This window comes from Proteus sp. PR00208 (assembly GCF_016238545.1).
Taxonomy (GTDB): Bacteria; Pseudomonadota; Gammaproteobacteria; order Enterobacterales; family Enterobacteriaceae; genus Proteus.
The window spans coordinates 87,432-104,854 of record NZ_JAEHQE010000011.1; the positions used below are offsets into that span (position 1 = coordinate 87,432).

Below are 17,423 nucleotides of genomic sequence, written 5' to 3' on the forward strand. Positions count from 1 at the left end.
TCATACAAGCAACAAAATAGCAAAGATAAGTTTTTTTGTTACAAGAAACATTTAAATATGTGATGCCGATTGGTGTTTACACCTATAAATGGGTAACTAGTAATCTACTACAAACGGAGAAAGATATGAAATCAATTGCGGTAATTTTAAGTGGCTGTGGTGTATTCGATGGGAGTGAAATCCATGAATCAGTGCTCACAATGCTTGCTTTAAGCCAAAATAATGCTGAAGTTCATTATTTTTCACCTAATGATTTGCAACCAACTGTAATTAATCATATTACAGGTGAGGAAAAATCAGAAAAAAGGAATATGATGGAAGAATCTTCTCGTATTTCTCGTGGAAAAATCTCCCCTTTATCAGAGGCAAAGGCTGAAAACTTTGATGCTGTCATTATTCCTGGTGGCTTTGGTGCAGCGAAGAATTTATGCAATTTCGCAACAAAAGGGAGTGACTGTGAAATTAACAAAGATCTCTTAAGATTTGTACAAGAGATGCATCAGCAAAATAAGCCATTAGGGTTAATATGTATTGCGCCTGTAATGTTACCAAAAATGTTAAATTCTCCAGTAAAATTAACAATTGGAAATGACGCAGAAACAGCTCGTGCAATTGAAAAGATGGGTGGCATCCATATAGATTGCCCGGTTGATGATATTGTTGTTGATGAAAAATATCGTGTTGTCACAACTCCTGCGTATATGCTTGCACAATCTATTGCACAAGCACAGGTAGGTATTGAGAAACTAGTTAAGAAAGTCCTTGAGATGGCATAAATAGTAGGTAAAAACAGCAGATGGTACTGGTGAGAAAGTTAAAGAAACTATTAATTATTTTAATTGCTTTATGGCTGTTAACAGTTGTGCTGTTTTCTTTTTTACCTGTGCCTTTTTCTGCTGTTATGGTTCAAAGACAAATTTCTGCTTGGAGTGAGTTTGATTTCTCTTATGTATCACATTCTACTTGGGTAAGTGAAAAAGAGATAGCTTCTGTGATGTATTTAGCCGTTATTGCTTCTGAAGATCAAAATTTTCCCAAACATTGGGGCTTCGATTTTGATGCTATTGAGAAAGTTTTCAAAAAAAATCATAACAACGGGAAAACATTACGTGGTGCATCGACTATTTCTCAGCAAACGGTCAAAAATCTCTTTTTATGGGATGGTCGTAGTTGGATAAGAAAAGGGCTTGAGACGGGAATGACGCCAGTTGTCGAGCTTATTTGGTCAAAAAAACGTATTTTAACGGTGTATCTGAATATTGTTGAATTTGGTGATGGGATCTTCGGTGTAGAGCAGGCTTCTCAACACTATTTTAGAAAGCCAGCGAAACAACTTACAAGCCATGAAGCTGCATTATTGGCTGCGGTATTGCCTAACCCGCATATTTATCACGTAAATAAACCTTCTGCTTATACCTTAAAACGGCAACAGTGGATCTTAAATCAGATGCGACTAATGGGTGGAATAGCCTTTTTAAAGAAAAATAATTTGTAACACCTTTATAAGGTCGGAAACACTTTACTTTCTGGCTCTGCAATTTTTTCTGACATTTTGTTTATCGTCGATGGATCATTAGCTTGACGAGATTGAATGCGAAACTGTGACGGTGTCATGCCATATTTACGTTTAAAGGCATCACAAAAATAAGCATTACTTCCAAATCCACAACGATGGCTGATTTGAAATACCGAGTAATTAGAGAATGTGAGGTAGTTTAAAGCGATCCCCATTCTGACATCTAATAGCAATTGGCAGAATGAAACCCCTTCTTTATTTAAATGCCGACGTAATGTCGATGGCGTCGTAAACAATGTTTTTGCGACATCTTCTAAATGCCATTTTCGCTGTGGATCTTGTGTTATCAGGTGTGTAATGGCCTGATTTTTCGGCTCATCATAGTTAAAACGAAAGATATTTAGAATATCCACACCTGCCTGATGTACCGCCATTAAAATAAAGAATAAGCACTGCTGCATAAACATGGTTTCTTGTGATGGAGAGCCATGTGGTAGCGGTAAACACTGTTTTAAAATTCCAAAATTACTTTTTATCACTTCAGGAGTTGATAAATGGTAAGAAGGAAGGTGGCTTGTGAGTGGCGAGCTAGATTTAATTAAAGGTTTTAGTAAAGAGAAAACCGATTGAAGCTCTGTTTCACATAACACCAGAGTGTGTAGTTCAATAGATTTATGCGTAAATTGGCTGACAATATCGCAAGAAATTTGACTGTATTTCGGAATAATAAGGGTTAAATGGCTTGATACATCAATAGTTTGCCCATTGATGCAAATTGTACCTTTTGCGCCACTAACCATCGCTATCATCGGGTTTTCGATGTAAAACGTTTTTAAAGACATTTGGTTAGAGGACAGGATGTGTTTGTATTCCATGATCTCCGATATACCGTAGGCAAGTTAAGCATTAATCTTGCTTAAATGAACAATACTCAAAATTAGCTCATTTGCTGTATAAACTGATAAGCCACGTCTAGAATAATAAATAGAGAGATTATTCTAGTTTAAATTAGTGTTGTCATGCAAAGCTGAATGAGAGCAAAACAGAATATAATCTTGCTGATAAAACATGACAATATAGATATTTGCTCATTTTTTACATTTATTTTAAACAGTGTCATTTTTTCTAAATAAATTGTTATTTATTCAAAACGCATTTTTCGTAATAAGGTGTAGAATCGCGCGTCAAAGACGAAGGAGATTATCCTGTTCTTAGGATATCACTGTTTGTCTTGTATCCACACCCTATCCAACATTCATTAGCTTATTTTCTATTTGATTTTGAATGACTCAATCTTATGGATAGCGCTGTATGTATTCACGTATTTTCCTGATTTATTGATAATTTTGCCGAGTTGGCAGGAGTGAGTATGTCTGACTTTTCAGGGAAGGGTTGGCTTGCTGAAATCGTTTTACGTTATGAAGTAAAACGTGAAATAACACGTCTTACAGAAAAGCGCCATATCGGCCCATTAATGGTTCAGCGTCCTTTTTATCCTGAGCAAGGTATTGCACACACTTATTTGCTTCATCCCCCAGGCGGTGTGGTTGGTGGCGATAACCTATTGATCAATATTGATGTGCAGCCTCAAGCGCACGCGTTGCTTACAACACCTGGAGCCACTAAGTTTTACCGTAGTGCAGGCGGTGTTGCTCGGCAAGTTCAAACCTTAAAAGTGGCAGCTAATGGCTTTTTAGAGTGGTTACCTCAAGAAAATATCTTTTTTCCTGAAGCTCAAGTTTGCCTAGAAACGCATATTCATATTGCATCTACAGCCAGATTTATTGGCTGGGAAATCCAATGTTTTGGTCGCCCTGTTTTAAATGAATGGTTTGAAAATGGCAATGTAAAAGGGCGTTTAAATTTCTATATTGATGAAAAGTTGACATTAACTGAGTCGCTTTTTGTCGATGGTTTACAAAAAAGATCGGCTGCCATGCGTGAATTTCCTATGTTGGGGTCACTTTATATTTATCCCGCAACAGACGAATTAAAAAACCTTATTCAACAGAGCGTTGAGATTTCTTCAGCCACTTACGATCCTGTTATCGAATATGGTTTAACGGATGTAGACGGTATTTTAGTTTTACGGTTATTAGGCTCGCAAACAGAGCCGATGATGGCGTGTTTTGCTCAAGTTTGGCAAACCGTCAGACAACACTGGTTAGGGTATTGCCCTGAGCCGCCTCGTATATGGGCGACATAATCGTTAATTTTAGGAGCAGAAATGGAATTAACACCAAGAGAAAAAGATAAATTACTGCTTTTTACAGCGGGTCTTGTTGCTGAAAGACGTTTAGCGAAAGGGCTCAAGCTTAATTATCCTGAAGCGGTTGCACTTATCAGTTGCGCCATTATGGAAGGCGCGCGCGAAGGTAAAACTGTTGCCCAATTGATGAGTGATGGACGTACTGTTTTGACGGCAGAACAAGTCATGGAAGGGGTGCCAGAAATGATCAAAGACATTCAAGTAGAATGCACATTCCCTGATGGCACAAAGCTTGTTTCTATTCACGATCCTATTGTGTAGGTAACAACATGATACCCGGTGAAATTAGAGTTAATCAGGCATTAGGGGATATCGAGCTTAATGCCGGTCGAGAGACAAAAACAATACAGGTTGCCAATCATGGTGATAGACCCGTGCAAGTTGGTTCTCATTATCATTTTTATGAAGTGAATGACGCACTGAAATTTGAACGAGAAGGCACTTTGGGTTTTCGTTTAAATATTCCAGCGGGCATGGCGGTTCGTTTTGAACCCGGTCAAAGCCGCACAGTCGAATTGGTGGCTTTTGCAGGAAAACGTGAAATTTACGGTTTTCATGGCAAAGTGATGGGTAAATTGGAGAGTGAGAAAAAATGAAAACTATCTCACGTCAAGCTTATGCAGATATGTTTGGCCCAACAACTGGCGACCGTCTGCGATTAGCCGATACTGAGCTTTTTCTTGAAATTGAAAAAGACTTCACCACTTATGGCGAAGAAGTCAAGTTTGGTGGTGGTAAAGTTATTCGTGATGGTATGGGGCAGAGCCAAGTCATCAATGCTGAATGTGTCGATGTACTTATTACAAACGCCATTATTTTAGATCATTGGGGTATCGTAAAAGCGGATATCGGTATTAAAGATGGTCGCATTGTGGGTATCGGTAAAGCTGGTAATCCTGATGTACAGCCTAATGTGGACATTGTTGTAGGGCCTGCTACTGAAGTGGTTGCTGGTGAAGGTAAAATTGTTACCGCAGGTGGCGTTGATACGCATATTCACTTTATCTGCCCTCAACAAGCACAAGAAGGTTTGGTGTCTGGTGTCACCACGTTTATTGGTGGTGGTACAGGACCAGTGGCTGGAACAAATGCAACCACAGTCACTCCGGGTATTTGGAACATGTACCGCATGTTAGAGGCTGTTGATGAACTCCCGATTAATGTTGGTTTATTTGGTAAAGGCTGTGTGAGTCAACCTGAAGCCGTTCGTGAGCAAATTGAAGCGGGTGCTATTGGTTTAAAAATTCATGAAGATTGGGGCGCAACACCAATGGCAATTCATAACTGCCTTAATGTTGCCGATGAAATGGATGTGCAAGTTGCTATTCACTCTGACACCTTAAATGAAGGCGGTTTCTATGAAGAAACTGTGAAAGCAATTGCTGGTCGTGTGATCCACGTTTTCCACACCGAAGGCGCGGGTGGAGGGCACGCCCCCGATGTAATTAAATCAGTCGGAGAGCCGAATATTCTCCCCGCTTCAACCAATCCTACAATGCCTTATACCATTAACACGGTAGATGAGCATCTTGATATGTTGATGGTTTGCCATCACCTTGATCCTTCTATTCCTGAAGATGTGGCTTTTGCTGAATCTCGTATTCGCCGTGAAACTATCGCTGCAGAAGATATTTTGCATGATATGGGCGCTATTTCTGTTATGTCGTCGGACTCGCAGGCAATGGGGCGCGTAGGTGAAGTGATCCTTCGTACTTGGCAATGTGCACACAAAATGAAATTACAACGTGGCATATTAGAAGGTGACACACCTGAAAGTGATAACCATCGCATTAAACGCTATGTGGCGAAATACACTATTAATCCTGCTTTAGCGCATGGTATTGCACATGAAGTTGGTTCTATTGAAAAAGGAAAATTGGCTGATCTGGTTTTATGGGATCCGGCTTTCTTTGGTGTGAAACCCGCATTGATCATGAAAGGTGGCATGGTGGCTTATGCGCCAATGGGTGATATTAACGCGGCTATTCCAACGCCTCAGCCTGTGCATTATCGTCCAATGTATGCGTGTTTAGGTAAAGCGAAATATCAAACGTCGATGATCTTTATGTCGAAAGCGGGGATCGACGCAGGTGTACCTGAAAAGCTGGGCTTAAAGAGCTTAATTGGTCGTGTTAAAGGTTGTCGTAATGTGACTAAAGCTTCGATGATCCACAATAGTTATGTGCCTCATATCGAGCTTGATCCTCAAACCTATATTGTGAAAGCTGATGGTGTGCCATTAGTGTGCGAACCTGCAACGCAATTACCTATGGCACAACGCTATTTCCTCTTTTGATCCGCGTTTTACCGAGAATGTAGAGAATGAAAAGATTTACTCAACTTATTGATAAACAAAAAGCGCTTGAAATAGCAACTTCGGAAAAACAGGCTCTTACTTTGTGCTTAACGATGGATGAAAGAACCAAAAGTCGTTTAAAAGTAACCTTAAGTGATGGGCAAGAAGCTGGGCTATTTTTGCCCCGTGGTACGGTGCTAAAAGAGGGCGATATCTTACTGTCAGAAGATAATACGCTGGTAACGATTGAAGCAGCTAAAGAGCAAGTTTCAACCGTGTATAGTGACGATCCGCTGTTATTGGCTCGTGTTTGTTACCACTTAGGTAATCGTCATGTTCCATTACAAATCGAAGCGGGTTGGTGTCGCTATTTTCATGATCATGTTTTAGATGATATGGCGAGAGGTTTAGGCGCCAATGTAGTGGTGGGTTTAGAGAAATACCAACCTGAGCCAGGCGCTTATGGTGGATCGTCAGGTGGTCATCATCACCATCACTCTCATGACGATCACCATCATCATCACTAATTATTTGAATAAGGGAGCCTATTGATGCTTGCAGATCTGCGCTTATATCAATTAGTCAGTCCTTCTTTACCTGTGGGATCGTTTACTTATTCCCAAGGATTAGAGTGGGCGATTGAAAAGGGTTGGGTTTGTTGTCCGCAAACATTATCGGATTGGTTAAGTACCCAAATGACCAGCACTATAGCAACGTTAGAGCTCCCTATCTTACGGCGATTACAAGAAAATTTGGCACAAGCCAAAATGAGTGAAGTGAAATATTGGTGTGATTTTATTGTCGCAAGTCGTGAAACTAAAGAGTTAAGACAAGAAGAGCGCCAACGAGGTATCGCTTTTGCTCGTTTACTTCCTCAATTAGATATTGAGTTAGATGAAACTTTACAAGCATGTGTAAAACAGACACAACTCATGGCGTTTGCGTTAGCTGCTGTGAAATGGAATATCTCCTCTGAAAAGTTATGTTGTGCTTACGCTTGGGGTTGGCTTGAAAATACAGTGATGTCAGGCGTAAAACTGATCCCATTAGGGCAAAGTGCGGGGCAGAAAATATTGTTTACATTAGCAGAGCAGATCCCTGCAATTGTTGAGCAATCCGCACATTGGGCAACGGAAGATATTGGGAGTTTTACACCCGCACAAATTATTGCCAGTAGTCGCCATGAAACACAATACACTCGACTTTTTCGTTCATGAGAAATCTATATGCAAGAATATAATCAACCACTACGTATTGGTGTGGGTGGCCCTGTTGGATCAGGAAAAACCGCACTGTTAGAAGTTCTTTGTAAAGCAATGCGCGACACTTATGAAATCGCGGTTGTGACTAACGATATTTATACTCAAGAAGATGCCAAGATCTTAACACGTGCTGAAGCATTAGATGCGGATCGTATTATTGGTGTCGAAACGGGCGGTTGCCCTCATACTGCTATTCGTGAAGACGCATCAATGAACCTTGCGGCGGTTGAAGAATTAGCTATGCGCCACAAAAATCTTGATATCGTTTTTGTGGAAAGCGGTGGTGATAACTTAAGTGCGACATTTAGCCCTGAGCTTGCTGATTTAACTATTTACGTAATTGATGTTGCCGAAGGTGAAAAGATCCCTCGTAAAGGTGGTCCTGGTATTACTCATTCCGATCTACTCGTGATCAACAAGATCGATCTAGCACCTTATGTTGGAGCATCATTAGAAGTGATGGAAGCAGACACAGCAAGAATGCGCCCTGTGAAGCCTTATGTTTTCACAAATCTAAAAGAAAAAGTTGGCTTGGAAACGATTATCGATTTTATCATTGATAAAGGGATGTTAAGACGCTAACTGCTTGTTGAGTAAAGGCGAGTTTTAGTCGAGAAAGAAACTGATAGTATCGGTCATTTTATTATAAAGACCGATACTATCAGGATAATCTAAAAACGATATTAGCAATGGGATCAGTTAAGGTAAGTAAATGCGGTAGTGACTTTTACTACCCCTTTGGTTTCACTGGCAATTTTTGCAACAGCGGCCCCTTCTTGGCGGGTTAAAATACCAAACAAGAACACTTCACCATTTTCAGTGATCACTTTTACAGAAGAGGATTTTACTGAATCACTGCCTAAAATTTGAGAGCGAACTTTGGTTGTTAACCATGTATCTGAAGATGCAGTGCCTAATGTCACAGGCTCACCTTGGCGCACTTCGTTGTAGACGTTATTCACCCCTTCAACCTGACTTGCGACTTGTTTTGCCGTATTCGCAACAGACATATCAGGGCTTTGACCTGTTAACAGAATATTGCCTTGGTAAGCAGTCGCCACAATACGTGAATTACTTTTCTTGATCTGTTCGTTTTTGTTTAGAGCACCAGAAACACGAGCTTCCAAGGTACCATCGTCAACTTGTTGCCCTAATGAGCGAGGATCGGTTGCAGTTTTACCCGCAACTGCTGCTGTGCCGACAACAGCTGCGCCGATACAACCTTGCAGTAAAAGTGCAGAACACAGCACTGCAGTGATAGGAAGCAATTTCATAGTAACTCCTTAGTCATCCTGATGTGGGAATAATGTATTATCAATCAAATCACAGAGACAATTGACTGTTAGCATCTGAACTTCCTGTATTCTGACGGTGCGTTGAGATGGAATACGAATTTCAACGTCTTGAGGGCCTAATAACCCAGCAAGCTCTCCGCCATCATAACCTGTTAATGCAACAATGGTCATATCTCGTGTAACAGCGGCTTCAACGGCTTTAATAATACTTCTGCTGTTACCGTGCGTTGAGATAGCAAGTAGCACATCTCCAGCTTGTCCTAATGCACGCACTTGTTTTGCATAGATTTCATCGTGCTGCTGATTCCCCATAATTGCAGTCATCACAACGCTATCTGTGTTTAACGATAATGCAGGCAAGCTTGGGCGCTCAGTTTCAAAACGATGGATCATGCTTGCGGCAAATCGCTGTGCTGTTGCTGCTGAGCTACCGTTTCCACAGCTTAATATTTTATGGCCGTTTAACAAAGATTGAACCATCATCATGGCGGCTCTGGAAATGGCATCTGGTAATGCTTCTGCTGCTGCAATTTGAGTTTGAATACTCTCTGTAAAGCAGACTTTGATTCTATCAAGCACGTTAAGACCTATATAATCTAATTTAACGAATAAATTCCGTATAATCGAGAATGTTTTTTAACCATATTAGCTGGCGTTGATTAAATGCACAAATATCAAAGCGACAGTCTGATGTCTCGATACTTTCTTGGCGTTGTGCTAACCAACACTGTGCTGTACGCCACAAGCGACGTCGTTTTGAGGCAGTAATAGAGCTTATTGCATCACCAAATAAGATGTTACGTCTAAAACGAACCTCAACAAATACCCATGTCCTCTTTTCCTGCATAATAAGATCAATTTCTCCGCAGGGATATCGGACATTACGCTCAATCAATATTAATCCTTGTTGGCGTAAATATTTTAGCGCTTTTTGCTCATAATACAGCCCTAAAAAATAAGGGTTTTTAGAAAAAATCATCCATGATTTCCTTCTTTATCTCACTCATAAAATAAACCGCCTTTATGGCGGTTTATTTTAATGATAACTAAATATGTGTATTACTGTACCACAGGTTCAATTTTACCTTGTTTAAACTGCATCCAAGGAAGTTCTCTATAAACAGTACAGTTATTTTCAACACGTAATGAACCTGAAATACCATTAAAACGTAATGTGCCTTTTGTCAGATCATTGTAATTGTTTGCTAATGACCATGCATCAATTCCCATGGCATAAAGACGCATTAATGAGTAATCGTTCGCAAACTTGCTGGATGCTTTTTGCATTAACGGCAAATTAGCGCCAGCCATCAATGGAATATCACTAAATTGAATACCATCCATCTCCATACGGAAATCAGGGCCTGTTCCACCTTGGTTACTCCGCGAACTAACATAAATTGGTGGCCGTTTTTGGGTGCTGATCGCCATATCAATCATTGGCTTAATTAAGGTTAATTCATCGCTGGTGGCAATGATGTAAACCGAATCAATGGCACCACCCGCAGATGGAATAGATTGTGTCTCTAATGGTAAAGGTGCATTAGCTGTTGGTAGAACAGGCGTACCTGTCATACGAATACCCACACCACGGTTAATAGAGGCTTTTAAGCTATCAACAGAACTAAAAGTTTGTTGTAAAACGGTGCCACCACCTGTGCGTTGCCACTCATCAGCAAATGTTTGAGCCATTCTTTGACCAAATTTATTATCAGGAACAATAATTAATGGGTTTGATTTTTGTTGCTGACGTAAATGTTGTGCCGCATTACGTGTTTCATCTTCTGGCGAAAGCGAGAAGAAGCAAACCGTGGTTGCAGAAGGCACATTATCTAACTCATTGAGTGCTAATACAGGTAAACCACTTTGAAGCTCTATCGTCTTCATGACTTCAGGTTTTAGCAGCGGGCCAACAATTAAGCTAGCGCCGTCTTGCTGCACTTTTTTCATTAAAACATCAATAGGCTGGCTATTGGTATCATAAACAATCACTTGGCGTGAGTTTTGTGCAATAGGATCTAAGCGTAATGTTGTATCACCAGAAAATGTTGAGCTCTCTTTTCCTTGATCTTGAGTCGCTTGCGTATTTTCGGTTGTTTCTTTTGCCGTATCTGTTGCTGGTGTCTCTGTATTATTGATGCCCAACTCTTCTAAAATTGATGCAAGGCTGTCATCTTTTTTAGGCTCTTGCGGTGCTGTTGGCATAGCTTGAGGTTGCGGTAAACCACTTTGTGCATCAAGGAAACCTTGGCGAATAGCTTCACCAAAGACTTTCGCTTGCCCTGTTAAAGGTAATAATAATGCGATTTGGCTACTCGTACTCACAGAGGGTTGTGAAAGACGTAATAATGCTGCTGGAAGGGTTAATGCTGCTGGATTACGAGGATAGCGAGTCTGCCATTCTCTGACTGCCGCTGATAGCTTATCAGCATCATCTTTGTTGTATTCATAGGTATTCAGTAAATCTAACCAACCTTGCAGTGTATTTTCATCTGCTTTGATAACAACGCCACGGCGTTGCTCTGGTGTGAGTTTGGTTAGCGTGAGCCATGTATCATCAATATTTTTCTGATGCAGTTGAGGATCAGTAATTAATGTTTCTAACCCAATATAGGCTCTAATAACATCTAAAGATGCTAGCCCTTGAGCGTCATCAATCACTTTTTGAAATTGTTTCATCTCCATTTCTGCTTTTGCAGCTGGAGTGAGAGGTTGTTCTTGTTGCCCCGTCAGGGTACAACCTGACATAATCAACGCAGAGAGTATCGCAGTATAGGATAAACCTGTTTTAAAACGCACAAAAATTGAGGAAAGCATACTGTACCCAGTGATGTTTTATAATTATGCTCAATTTTAAATCGGTCATTCGGAATAAACAATGAATCAACCTAATCGAGCAGCGGTAACGACATCCACACTGTACATAGTACCCACACCTATTGGTAATCTGGGCGATATCACCCAGCGGGCACTTGATGTGCTGTCTCATGTCGATTTAATTGCTGCAGAAGATACCCGTCATACAGGGCTTCTATTACAGCACTTTGCCATTAACGCACGTTTGTATGCGTTACATGATCATAATGAACAGCAAAAAGCGGATCAATTAATTAGCAAATTACAACAGGGGCTAAGTATCGCATTAGTCTCTGATGCAGGTACACCATTAATTAACGATCCTGGCTATCATTTAGTCAATCAATGTCGTAAGAATGGCATCAATGTCGTGCCATTACCTGGCGCTTGTGCTGCTATTACGGCACTTTCTGCGGCAGGGCTTCCTTCTGATCGTTTTTGTTATGAAGGATTTTTGCCAGCAAAAACAAAAAGTCGTCAAGATTGTTTACGCGCATTATCAGAAGAGCCTCGTACATTGATTTTTTATGAATCAACACATCGACTGTTAGATAGTTTAGCTGATATGGTGACAGTTTGGGGTGAAGATCGCTACGTAGTATTAGCGAGAGAGCTCACAAAAACGTGGGAAACTATTCAAGGCATGCCTGTTGGTGAATTACTTAAGTGGGTACTTGAAGATGAAAACCGTCGTAAAGGTGAAATGGTATTAATTGTTGAAGGTTATGAAAAACCCGTTGATGACGATTTTTCCCCAGAAGTATTACGGACACTTGCGATTTTACAAAAAGAGTTACCACTGAAAAAAGCGGCAGCAGTCACTGCTGAGATTTATGGCGTGAAGAAAAATGCACTCTATAAACATGTCATTGAGCAAAATGGTGAAGCTCAAGACGAGTAAAGTGATTTTTTAGCTTCTTTTGCTATACATTTTCTACCAAAATCCCTATAATCCGCACCCTGAGTTGACTAGACAACCGCTGCTTTATCGTTGTCCCTTCGGGGGAGACGGATAGAGGGGAGGAAAGTCCGGGCTCCACAGGGCAGGGTGCCAGATAACGTCTGGGAGGCGCGAGCCTACGACAAGTGCAGCAGAGAGTAAACCGCCGATGGCCTGTTTACAGGATCAGGTAAGGGTGAAAGGGTGCGGTAAGAGCGCACCGCGCAACTGGTAACAGTTTGTGGCATGGTAAACTCCACCCGGAGCAAGACCAAATAGGGGTTCTTATGGTGCGGCCCGCATTGAACCCGGGTAGGTTGCTGGAGCCAGCGCGCAAGTTCTGGCCTAGATGAATGGTTGTCCACGACAGAACCCGGCTTAACGGTCAACTCACCTCATAAAAAACCCTCGATTCACATTGTGTTTCGAGGGTTTTCTGTTTTTAAGCCAATCCAAATCAACTATCACGAAATGATATCAATAAACAAGCCACGAAACTCAGCCGAGCTTTTTAACGTGATACTGTGGCTCTCTTGGATAAAAGCTCCATCACCACACTGAATTTGCCCATTTTCTTGTGTTGATGTTTGCAAATAGGTGCCACCTTTTATGGATTGTAAAAAGCCTTTCTGTCCTTTTATTGGTAGCGTAATTTCATCGCCTGCTTGCAAATGAATATGATAAAGCCAAATTGTTTGCCTTAATATTAATGAGCCATCATCACCGGTAGGTGAAGCTAACAATTGATATTTTAAGTTTTCATCTAAAGCCAATTTTTGTGAAGCTAAACTTTCTTGTTGTGGGCACGCATTTAACCACAACTGAATACGGGTTAACGGTGTATCAGGGCTACTGTTTTTCTCTATATACGTATCAGTATTATGCGGTGAAATAAGTAAGCACTCATTTTCTTTTGCCGTCACTGTACGTCCCATATTATCAAGGTATGTCGCTTCTCCTTGAAGGATCAAGTTAACCACATCAACATGAGGATAAGTCTTTGCTTTAAATTCAGAATTTGGGGCAAGCACTTCTTGGTTGAGAACTCTTAGCGTGCCATAGTCTAAAAAATGAGGGTCAAAGTAGTGGCCAAAGGAAAATGTGTAGCGAGCTTGTAGCCAACCATAATCCGCTTTACCACATTGTTGTGCTGTTCTGTATTTTATCATAGCGGTATTTTTCGAGTAGATTATCAATATATTTATCATAGAGGTATGGACTGTCTATTGTTAGCAAGTTAATCTGGTGCCAATAATCAAATTATTTGATAGAGATAAGTATAATGAGTAAAGACAAAGCAATTACGTTGGAATCTTTACGAGTGATGGATGCCATTGATCGTAGAGGGAGTTTTGCAGCAGCAGCTGATGAACTAAATCGAGTTCCATCGGCACTCAGTTATACCATGCAAAAATTAGAAGAAGATTTAGACGTTGTCCTTTTTGACCGTTCTGGCCATAGAACTAAATTTACTAATGTTGGCAGAATGCTGCTTGATAGAGGACGCATATTACTTGAGGCTGCTGACAAATTAACGTCAGACGCAGAAGCCTTAGCAAGAGGTTGGGAGCCTCATATCACTATCGTTTGTGAAGCACTTACTCCTGCATCTCGACTCTTTCCTTTGGTTGATAAATTAGCTGAAAAATCCAATACCCAACTCTCTTTAGTGACTGAAGTCTTAGCAGGTGCTTGGGAAAGCTTAGAAAGCGGTAAATGTGATATTGTGATTTCACCTGATATGCATTTTCGCACTTCATCAGAAATCAACTTTCGTCCTTTATACAATACCACTAGCGTTTATGTCGCCAGCCCAGATCATCCCATCCATAACGAACCTGAGCCATTAGCCGAAGAAACTCGCTTAAAATATCGAGGCATTGCTATTGCAGATACCGCAAGAGAGCGCCCAGTTTTAACTGTGCTACTATTGGATAAACAGCGCCGCTTAACGGTCAGTTCTATTGAAGATAAACGCCGTGCTTTAATTGCGGGTTTAGGTGTGGCGACGATGCCAATTGATTTAATTGAAGATGATATCAAAGAAGGGCGTTTACGTGTTGTTGGCCCTGAATATCACCATGAAAATAATATTATTATGGCATGGCGAAGAGACAGCATGGGCGAAGCAAAATCGTGGTGTTTACGTGAAATACCTAAACTCTTTGCGAACAATAAAAAATAGTTTTGAAGCTCAGATAATCTTTAGATTTTATGCTTAAAACAAAAAAAGATCCCCTAGAGGATCTTTTTTGTTTCTAAATTCGTTATTACCAATTTTTATTGAAAATACGATCTAAGCTCCATTTACCTGGACCAGTGATAACCAGTAATAAATATCCACCTGCGATTGTCATATTTTTCATAAACATTAATTGGTTCATGCCTTCAGCAAAATTACTGTGGAACAGTAGTGCGGTTAGAAGAGTAAATACCGCGGTAAAGATTGCTGTTGTGCGAGTTAAGAAACCAAATAAGATTGCTAATCCACCGCCTAATTCTAATAAAATAGTCAGTGGTAATAAGAAACCTGGAACACCCATTGCTTGCATATATTGCTGTGTACCTTCGTAACCACCAATTTTTCCGTAGCCTGCGCTGATAAATAAAATTGGCATTAAAATGCGGGCAATTAATAACGCAATATCTTCAAATTTTTTCATGATGTTTATTCCTAATTAAACTCTATTATTTGCAATGTATATCGATTTGTATTGTATTTTCGTCGGCTATTTTTCTGTTTTTAGATTTAATAACCACGGCTACGTTGTGAGATATATAATAATGTGAGTTGAGTAAAGAGGATATTAAGAAGAATTAACATTCTTAGACAAAAAAATTGATGTTCAATCTGAGGTTTTTTTGAAGGACTTTTGGATTGTACGAATTAAACCAATTGCACCGATAGCACGTTGTCCTAATCGTATGATTTTTTTAGGATGTTTAATGCTGTAAAGAGAAATAAAACTGGCACCCACTAAAAGCGCGGGTTTTAACGAAATGATAATTCTCCATGCTTTATCATAAGGCTCAGTCACATCAAGCCAAGTTTGCGTGCTTTGCCCTAAATCAGAGCGCTGTTGCTGAATTTTATTCAACAACAGCTTTTTACGTCTTGCGAGGATCGCCTGCTTATTTTGTTTGTTCATCATGATATTGCTCCAAAAGACGTTTATCTAATTCCAATTGCTGGCGAGTATCGCCTAACAAGGTGGAATTTCGCGCTTTTCTTAATGTCATGATGGCACCAATCAGTGCACAAAAAAGTAAAGTAGCGGTTGTGATGGCTAAAGCATGGACTCGATATTCAGGTGGAATAACCCAAAAAATCAGAATAAGTAGGCTCATTAAGCCAAAAGCGGTGAGCAACAAAGTAACACCAGCCATTAAAATAAGCTGGATAAGCGTGGTTTTTTCTTCTTCTAGCTCAACGGCAATCAAGTTTAGGCGTGTTTCAACCATGCCTATCATGATAGCGCCAATCTTACTGAGAGAATTCAGAACCCCAGATGCGGGGCCCTGTGGTCTTTGCGTATCACTCATGGGTGATTAGCGTTTAGCTAGAAGAACACCAAGAACAACACCAACTGCAGCACCAATGCCGACACCTGTCCACGGATTTTCACGAACATAGTTGTCTGCTTTGCCTGCAATTTCTTTGGTGTTATCGACAATTTCACGACCGGCATCGCTCAATTTTGCACGAGAACCTTTGATTGCCGATTCAGCTTTTGCGCGTAAGCTTTGGATTTCTTCTTTGGATTTATCAGCAGAGGAGTTCAGCACTTCTTCTAGAGTATCAGCAAGAGATTTCAATTCACTACGCAGATCTTCATTTGAACGTTGATGAGACATAATTAACTCCTTTAATAGTGACAGGTTAATACTTATAACCATAGACCAATTTTATCTCTTAATAAAATTAAATATTGATGTAACGAGGTAAAAAAGAGAAAAGTCTTAATTAAACGGGAATATTTACTGTATTGCTTGAGATAAAAAAAGAAGAGGTCACCCATAAAATAAAAGCCTGTTCAGTTATCTGAAACAGGCTTTAAGTATGAGTTTTATGACTCTATTTTGTATTCAGAATATCTTGATATTATTAGAAAAAGCAGCGCTTTAGCTCACTTTCTTTTTCTTTTTAATCACAACCCAGATACTACCAATTAATCCCATAACTAATAGGCAAACTGGTAATAGCATAAGGATATTCATTAAATGGTGTTCATATTGGCGAAAGAGCGGGCTATTACCTAATAAGTAACCTAACGTGGTCAGTATACCAACCCATAAAAGCCCACTTAACCAATTGAAGATTTGAAAGCGCGTGTTGTTTAATCCAGCAAGACCTGCAATTGTTGGCAACAGTGTTCTCACGAAGGCTAAAAAACGTCCAATTAACAGTGCGGCTAAGCCATGACGATGAAAAAGCCCATGAGCACGTTGGTGGTAATGTTCTGGCAGATGCGATAGCCAACTGCGTACTAATTTAGTATTTCCAAGCCATCGCCCTTGAAGATAGCCCAACCAACAGCCTAGGCTCGCGCCTGCAGTCAAAATAAGTAAGGTTAATGGAAAATCCATTGTATCTTTAGCAATTAACACGCCCACTAAAATTAATAAGCTATCTCCTGGTAAGAAAGCTGCGGGCAATACTCCGTTTTCTAGGAATAGTATGGTGAATAATAAAATGTAGATAATCCATATTAATGAAGGATTAGCTAAGGTTTCGTAATCTTGGTGCCATAGCGCCAAGAATAGCTCTCTTACGATTTCCATATAAAAGGCTTCCTAAAACTGAGTCATTTGGGGGTAAATATAGAATCAATAGGTGTTGTAATCTATTTACCCGTTTTCTACTTCATAGGGTCTATTTTTCATTGTTTAAAACAGCAACACTCTAACAAAATCATGAAAAACTAGACAGAAAATTTTTTAACTGGATGACGACACTATTTATACATGGATATTGGATCTCGAAAAATA

22 protein-coding genes and 1 other RNA gene are annotated in these 17,423 nt (G+C 40.1%); 12 read left to right on the forward strand and 11 right to left on the reverse strand.

The window, feature by feature from the left end; translation table 11 throughout:
* The first annotated feature begins 125 nt into the window (after nt 1-125).
* On the forward strand, nt 126-776 hold the full coding sequence (elbB, locus tag JEP36_RS09550; RefSeq protein ID WP_198625954.1) for an isoprenoid biosynthesis glyoxalase ElbB: 651 nt from the start codon (nt 126-128) through the stop codon (nt 774-776).
* Between the two features lie 20 nt (nt 777-796).
* The gene (mtgA, locus tag JEP36_RS09555) at nt 797-1,495 is read left to right on the forward strand and encodes a monofunctional biosynthetic peptidoglycan transglycosylase (protein ID WP_196532371.1); all 699 of its coding nucleotides are present in this window, start codon (nt 797-799) and stop codon (nt 1,493-1,495) included.
* A gap of 5 nt (nt 1,496-1,500) precedes the next feature.
* Here mtgA and JEP36_RS09560 read toward each other — a convergent pair whose 3' ends face one another.
* Entirely contained in the window at nt 1,501-2,391 is an 891-nt protein-coding gene (locus tag JEP36_RS09560) for an AraC family transcriptional regulator (protein WP_196532370.1), read from the reverse strand.
* Nucleotides 2,392-2,885: 494 nt separating this feature from the next.
* Between JEP36_RS09560 and JEP36_RS09565 the strand changes: the two genes are divergently transcribed.
* Genes JEP36_RS09565 through ureG form a run of 7 tightly spaced genes read left to right on the forward strand, consistent with a single transcriptional unit; the run spans nt 2,886 to nt 7,925 of the window.
* Entirely contained in the window at nt 2,886-3,722 is an 837-nt protein-coding gene (locus JEP36_RS09565; protein ID WP_198619287.1) for an urease accessory protein UreD, read from the forward strand.
* 21 nt (nt 3,723-3,743) lie between these two features.
* Nucleotides 3,744-4,046: an urease subunit gamma gene (locus tag JEP36_RS09570; protein WP_198619288.1), complete on the forward strand. Its 303-nt coding sequence runs from the start codon at nt 3,744-3,746 to the stop codon at nt 4,044-4,046.
* 8 nt (nt 4,047-4,054) lie between these two features.
* Nucleotides 4,055-4,381, forward strand: coding sequence for an urease subunit beta (locus tag JEP36_RS09575; RefSeq protein WP_069368686.1), 327 nt, complete (start codon nt 4,055-4,057; stop codon nt 4,379-4,381).
* On the forward strand, nt 4,378-6,081 hold the full coding sequence (gene ureC, locus JEP36_RS09580) for an urease subunit alpha (RefSeq protein ID WP_198630131.1): 1,704 nt from the start codon (nt 4,378-4,380) through the stop codon (nt 6,079-6,081). Before JEP36_RS09575 ends, ureC begins: the two co-directional genes overlap by 4 nt.
* Nucleotides 6,082-6,107: 26 nt before the next feature.
* Nucleotides 6,108-6,608, forward strand: a complete 501-nt coding sequence (gene ureE, locus JEP36_RS09585) for an urease accessory protein UreE (protein ID WP_196573643.1) — start codon at nt 6,108-6,110, stop codon at nt 6,606-6,608.
* 24 nt (nt 6,609-6,632) lie between these two features.
* Nucleotides 6,633-7,298 (forward strand): urease accessory protein UreF, encoded by a 666-nt coding sequence (locus JEP36_RS09590; protein ID WP_198619289.1) that lies wholly within the window; start codon nt 6,633-6,635, stop codon nt 7,296-7,298.
* Nucleotides 7,299-7,307: 9 nt separating this feature from the next.
* Nucleotides 7,308-7,925, forward strand: a complete 618-nt coding sequence (gene ureG / locus JEP36_RS09595) for an urease accessory protein UreG (protein ID WP_006535303.1) — start codon at nt 7,308-7,310, stop codon at nt 7,923-7,925.
* Between the two features lie 113 nt (nt 7,926-8,038).
* Here ureG and dolP read toward each other — a convergent pair whose 3' ends face one another.
* The 4 genes from dolP to JEP36_RS09615 all read right to left on the reverse strand — a co-directional run bounded on the left by dolP (nt 8,039) and on the right by JEP36_RS09615 (nt 11,455).
* Nucleotides 8,039-8,617 (reverse strand): division/outer membrane stress-associated lipid-binding lipoprotein, encoded by a 579-nt coding sequence (dolP, locus tag JEP36_RS09600; RefSeq protein WP_023582845.1) that lies wholly within the window; start codon nt 8,615-8,617, stop codon nt 8,039-8,041.
* A 9-nt stretch (nt 8,618-8,626) separates the two neighbouring features.
* On the reverse strand, nt 8,627-9,217 hold the full coding sequence (gene diaA, locus JEP36_RS09605) for a DnaA initiator-associating protein DiaA (RefSeq protein ID WP_004245257.1): 591 nt from the start codon (nt 9,215-9,217) through the stop codon (nt 8,627-8,629).
* Nucleotides 9,218-9,239: 22 nt separating this feature from the next.
* Complete coding sequence (locus JEP36_RS09610) at nt 9,240-9,617, reverse strand: YraN family protein (protein ID WP_198619290.1); 378 nt, start codon at nt 9,615-9,617, stop codon at nt 9,240-9,242.
* A gap of 80 nt (nt 9,618-9,697) precedes the next feature.
* Complete coding sequence (locus tag JEP36_RS09615; RefSeq protein WP_198625955.1) at nt 9,698-11,455, reverse strand: penicillin-binding protein activator; 1,758 nt, start codon at nt 11,453-11,455, stop codon at nt 9,698-9,700.
* A 61-nt stretch (nt 11,456-11,516) separates the two neighbouring features.
* Between JEP36_RS09615 and rsmI the strand changes: the two genes are divergently transcribed.
* Nucleotides 11,517-12,395: a 16S rRNA (cytidine(1402)-2'-O)-methyltransferase gene (gene rsmI, locus JEP36_RS09620; RefSeq protein ID WP_023582842.1), complete on the forward strand. Its 879-nt coding sequence runs from the start codon at nt 11,517-11,519 to the stop codon at nt 12,393-12,395.
* A 60-nt stretch (nt 12,396-12,455) separates the two neighbouring features.
* Nucleotides 12,456-12,831: RNase P RNA component class A (gene rnpB, locus JEP36_RS09625), an RNA gene on the forward strand.
* A gap of 67 nt (nt 12,832-12,898) precedes the next feature.
* Here rnpB and JEP36_RS09630 read toward each other — a convergent pair.
* The gene (locus JEP36_RS09630) at nt 12,899-13,603 is read right to left on the reverse strand and encodes a pirin family protein (RefSeq protein WP_198619292.1); all 705 of its coding nucleotides are present in this window, start codon (nt 13,601-13,603) and stop codon (nt 12,899-12,901) included.
* Between the two features lie 113 nt (nt 13,604-13,716).
* Here JEP36_RS09630 and JEP36_RS09635 point away from each other — a divergent pair, with 113 nt between their 5' ends.
* Nucleotides 13,717-14,619: a LysR family transcriptional regulator gene (locus tag JEP36_RS09635; RefSeq protein WP_023582840.1), complete on the forward strand. Its 903-nt coding sequence runs from the start codon at nt 13,717-13,719 to the stop codon at nt 14,617-14,619.
* Nucleotides 14,620-14,704: 85 nt separating this feature from the next.
* Here JEP36_RS09635 and JEP36_RS09640 read toward each other — a convergent pair whose 3' ends face one another.
* From JEP36_RS09640 to JEP36_RS09660, 5 genes are all read right to left on the reverse strand, one after another.
* Nucleotides 14,705-15,097 carry a DoxX family protein gene (locus tag JEP36_RS09640; RefSeq protein WP_023580968.1) on the reverse strand — a complete coding sequence of 131 codons (393 nt, stop codon included), beginning with the start codon at nt 15,095-15,097 and terminating at the stop codon, nt 14,705-14,707.
* A 183-nt stretch (nt 15,098-15,280) separates the two neighbouring features.
* Entirely contained in the window at nt 15,281-15,586 is a 306-nt protein-coding gene (locus JEP36_RS09645) for a YqjK-like family protein (protein WP_232797544.1), read from the reverse strand.
* The gene (locus JEP36_RS09650) at nt 15,567-15,977 is read right to left on the reverse strand and encodes a phage holin family protein (protein WP_160229968.1); all 411 of its coding nucleotides are present in this window, start codon (nt 15,975-15,977) and stop codon (nt 15,567-15,569) included. Before JEP36_RS09650 ends, JEP36_RS09645 begins: the two co-directional genes overlap by 20 nt.
* A gap of 6 nt (nt 15,978-15,983) precedes the next feature.
* Nucleotides 15,984-16,289 carry a DUF883 family protein gene (locus tag JEP36_RS09655; protein WP_098941181.1) on the reverse strand — a complete coding sequence of 102 codons (306 nt, stop codon included), beginning with the start codon at nt 16,287-16,289 and terminating at the stop codon, nt 15,984-15,986.
* 267 nt (nt 16,290-16,556) lie between these two features.
* Entirely contained in the window at nt 16,557-17,216 is a 660-nt protein-coding gene (locus tag JEP36_RS09660; RefSeq protein WP_109371893.1) for a DedA family protein, read from the reverse strand.
* Between the last annotated feature and the right edge of the window lie 207 nt (nt 17,217-17,423).

Bases quoted from the DNA above. Each gene is read 5' to 3' on its own strand.
- elbB (WP_198625954.1), top strand. From the start codon at position 126: ATGAAATCAATTGCGGTAATTTTAAGTGGCTGTGGTGTATTCGATGGG.
- mtgA (WP_196532371.1), top strand. From the start codon at position 797: ATGGTACTGGTGAGAAAGTTAAAGAAACTATTAATTATTTTAATTGCT.
- JEP36_RS09560 (WP_196532370.1), bottom strand. From the start codon at position 2,391: ATGGAATACAAACACATCCTGTCCTCTAACCAAATGTCTTTAAAAACG.
- JEP36_RS09565 (WP_198619287.1), top strand. From the start codon at position 2,886: ATGTCTGACTTTTCAGGGAAGGGTTGGCTTGCTGAAATCGTTTTACGT.
- JEP36_RS09570 (WP_198619288.1), top strand. From the start codon at position 3,744: ATGGAATTAACACCAAGAGAAAAAGATAAATTACTGCTTTTTACAGCG.
- JEP36_RS09575 (WP_069368686.1), top strand. From the start codon at position 4,055: ATGATACCCGGTGAAATTAGAGTTAATCAGGCATTAGGGGATATCGAG.
- ureC (WP_198630131.1), top strand. From the start codon at position 4,378: ATGAAAACTATCTCACGTCAAGCTTATGCAGATATGTTTGGCCCAACA.
- ureE (WP_196573643.1), top strand. From the start codon at position 6,108: ATGAAAAGATTTACTCAACTTATTGATAAACAAAAAGCGCTTGAAATA.
- JEP36_RS09590 (WP_198619289.1), top strand. From the start codon at position 6,633: ATGCTTGCAGATCTGCGCTTATATCAATTAGTCAGTCCTTCTTTACCT.
- ureG (WP_006535303.1), top strand. From the start codon at position 7,308: ATGCAAGAATATAATCAACCACTACGTATTGGTGTGGGTGGCCCTGTT.
- dolP (WP_023582845.1), bottom strand. From the start codon at position 8,617: ATGAAATTGCTTCCTATCACTGCAGTGCTGTGTTCTGCACTTTTACTG.
- JEP36_RS09610 (WP_198619290.1), bottom strand. From the start codon at position 9,617: ATGATTTTTTCTAAAAACCCTTATTTTTTAGGGCTGTATTATGAGCAA.
- JEP36_RS09615 (WP_198625955.1), bottom strand. From the start codon at position 11,455: ATGCTTTCCTCAATTTTTGTGCGTTTTAAAACAGGTTTATCCTATACT.
- rsmI (WP_023582842.1), top strand. From the start codon at position 11,517: ATGAATCAACCTAATCGAGCAGCGGTAACGACATCCACACTGTACATA.
- JEP36_RS09630 (WP_198619292.1), bottom strand. From the start codon at position 13,603: ATGATAAAATACAGAACAGCACAACAATGTGGTAAAGCGGATTATGGT.
- JEP36_RS09635 (WP_023582840.1), top strand. From the start codon at position 13,717: ATGAGTAAAGACAAAGCAATTACGTTGGAATCTTTACGAGTGATGGAT.
- JEP36_RS09640 (WP_023580968.1), bottom strand. From the start codon at position 15,097: ATGAAAAAATTTGAAGATATTGCGTTATTAATTGCCCGCATTTTAATG.
- JEP36_RS09645 (WP_232797544.1), bottom strand. From the start codon at position 15,586: ATGATGAACAAACAAAATAAGCAGGCGATCCTCGCAAGACGTAAAAAG.
- JEP36_RS09650 (WP_160229968.1), bottom strand. From the start codon at position 15,977: ATGAGTGATACGCAAAGACCACAGGGCCCCGCATCTGGGGTTCTGAAT.
- JEP36_RS09655 (WP_098941181.1), bottom strand. From the start codon at position 16,289: ATGTCTCATCAACGTTCAAATGAAGATCTGCGTAGTGAATTGAAATCT.
- JEP36_RS09660 (WP_109371893.1), bottom strand. From the start codon at position 17,216: ATGGAAATCGTAAGAGAGCTATTCTTGGCGCTATGGCACCAAGATTAC.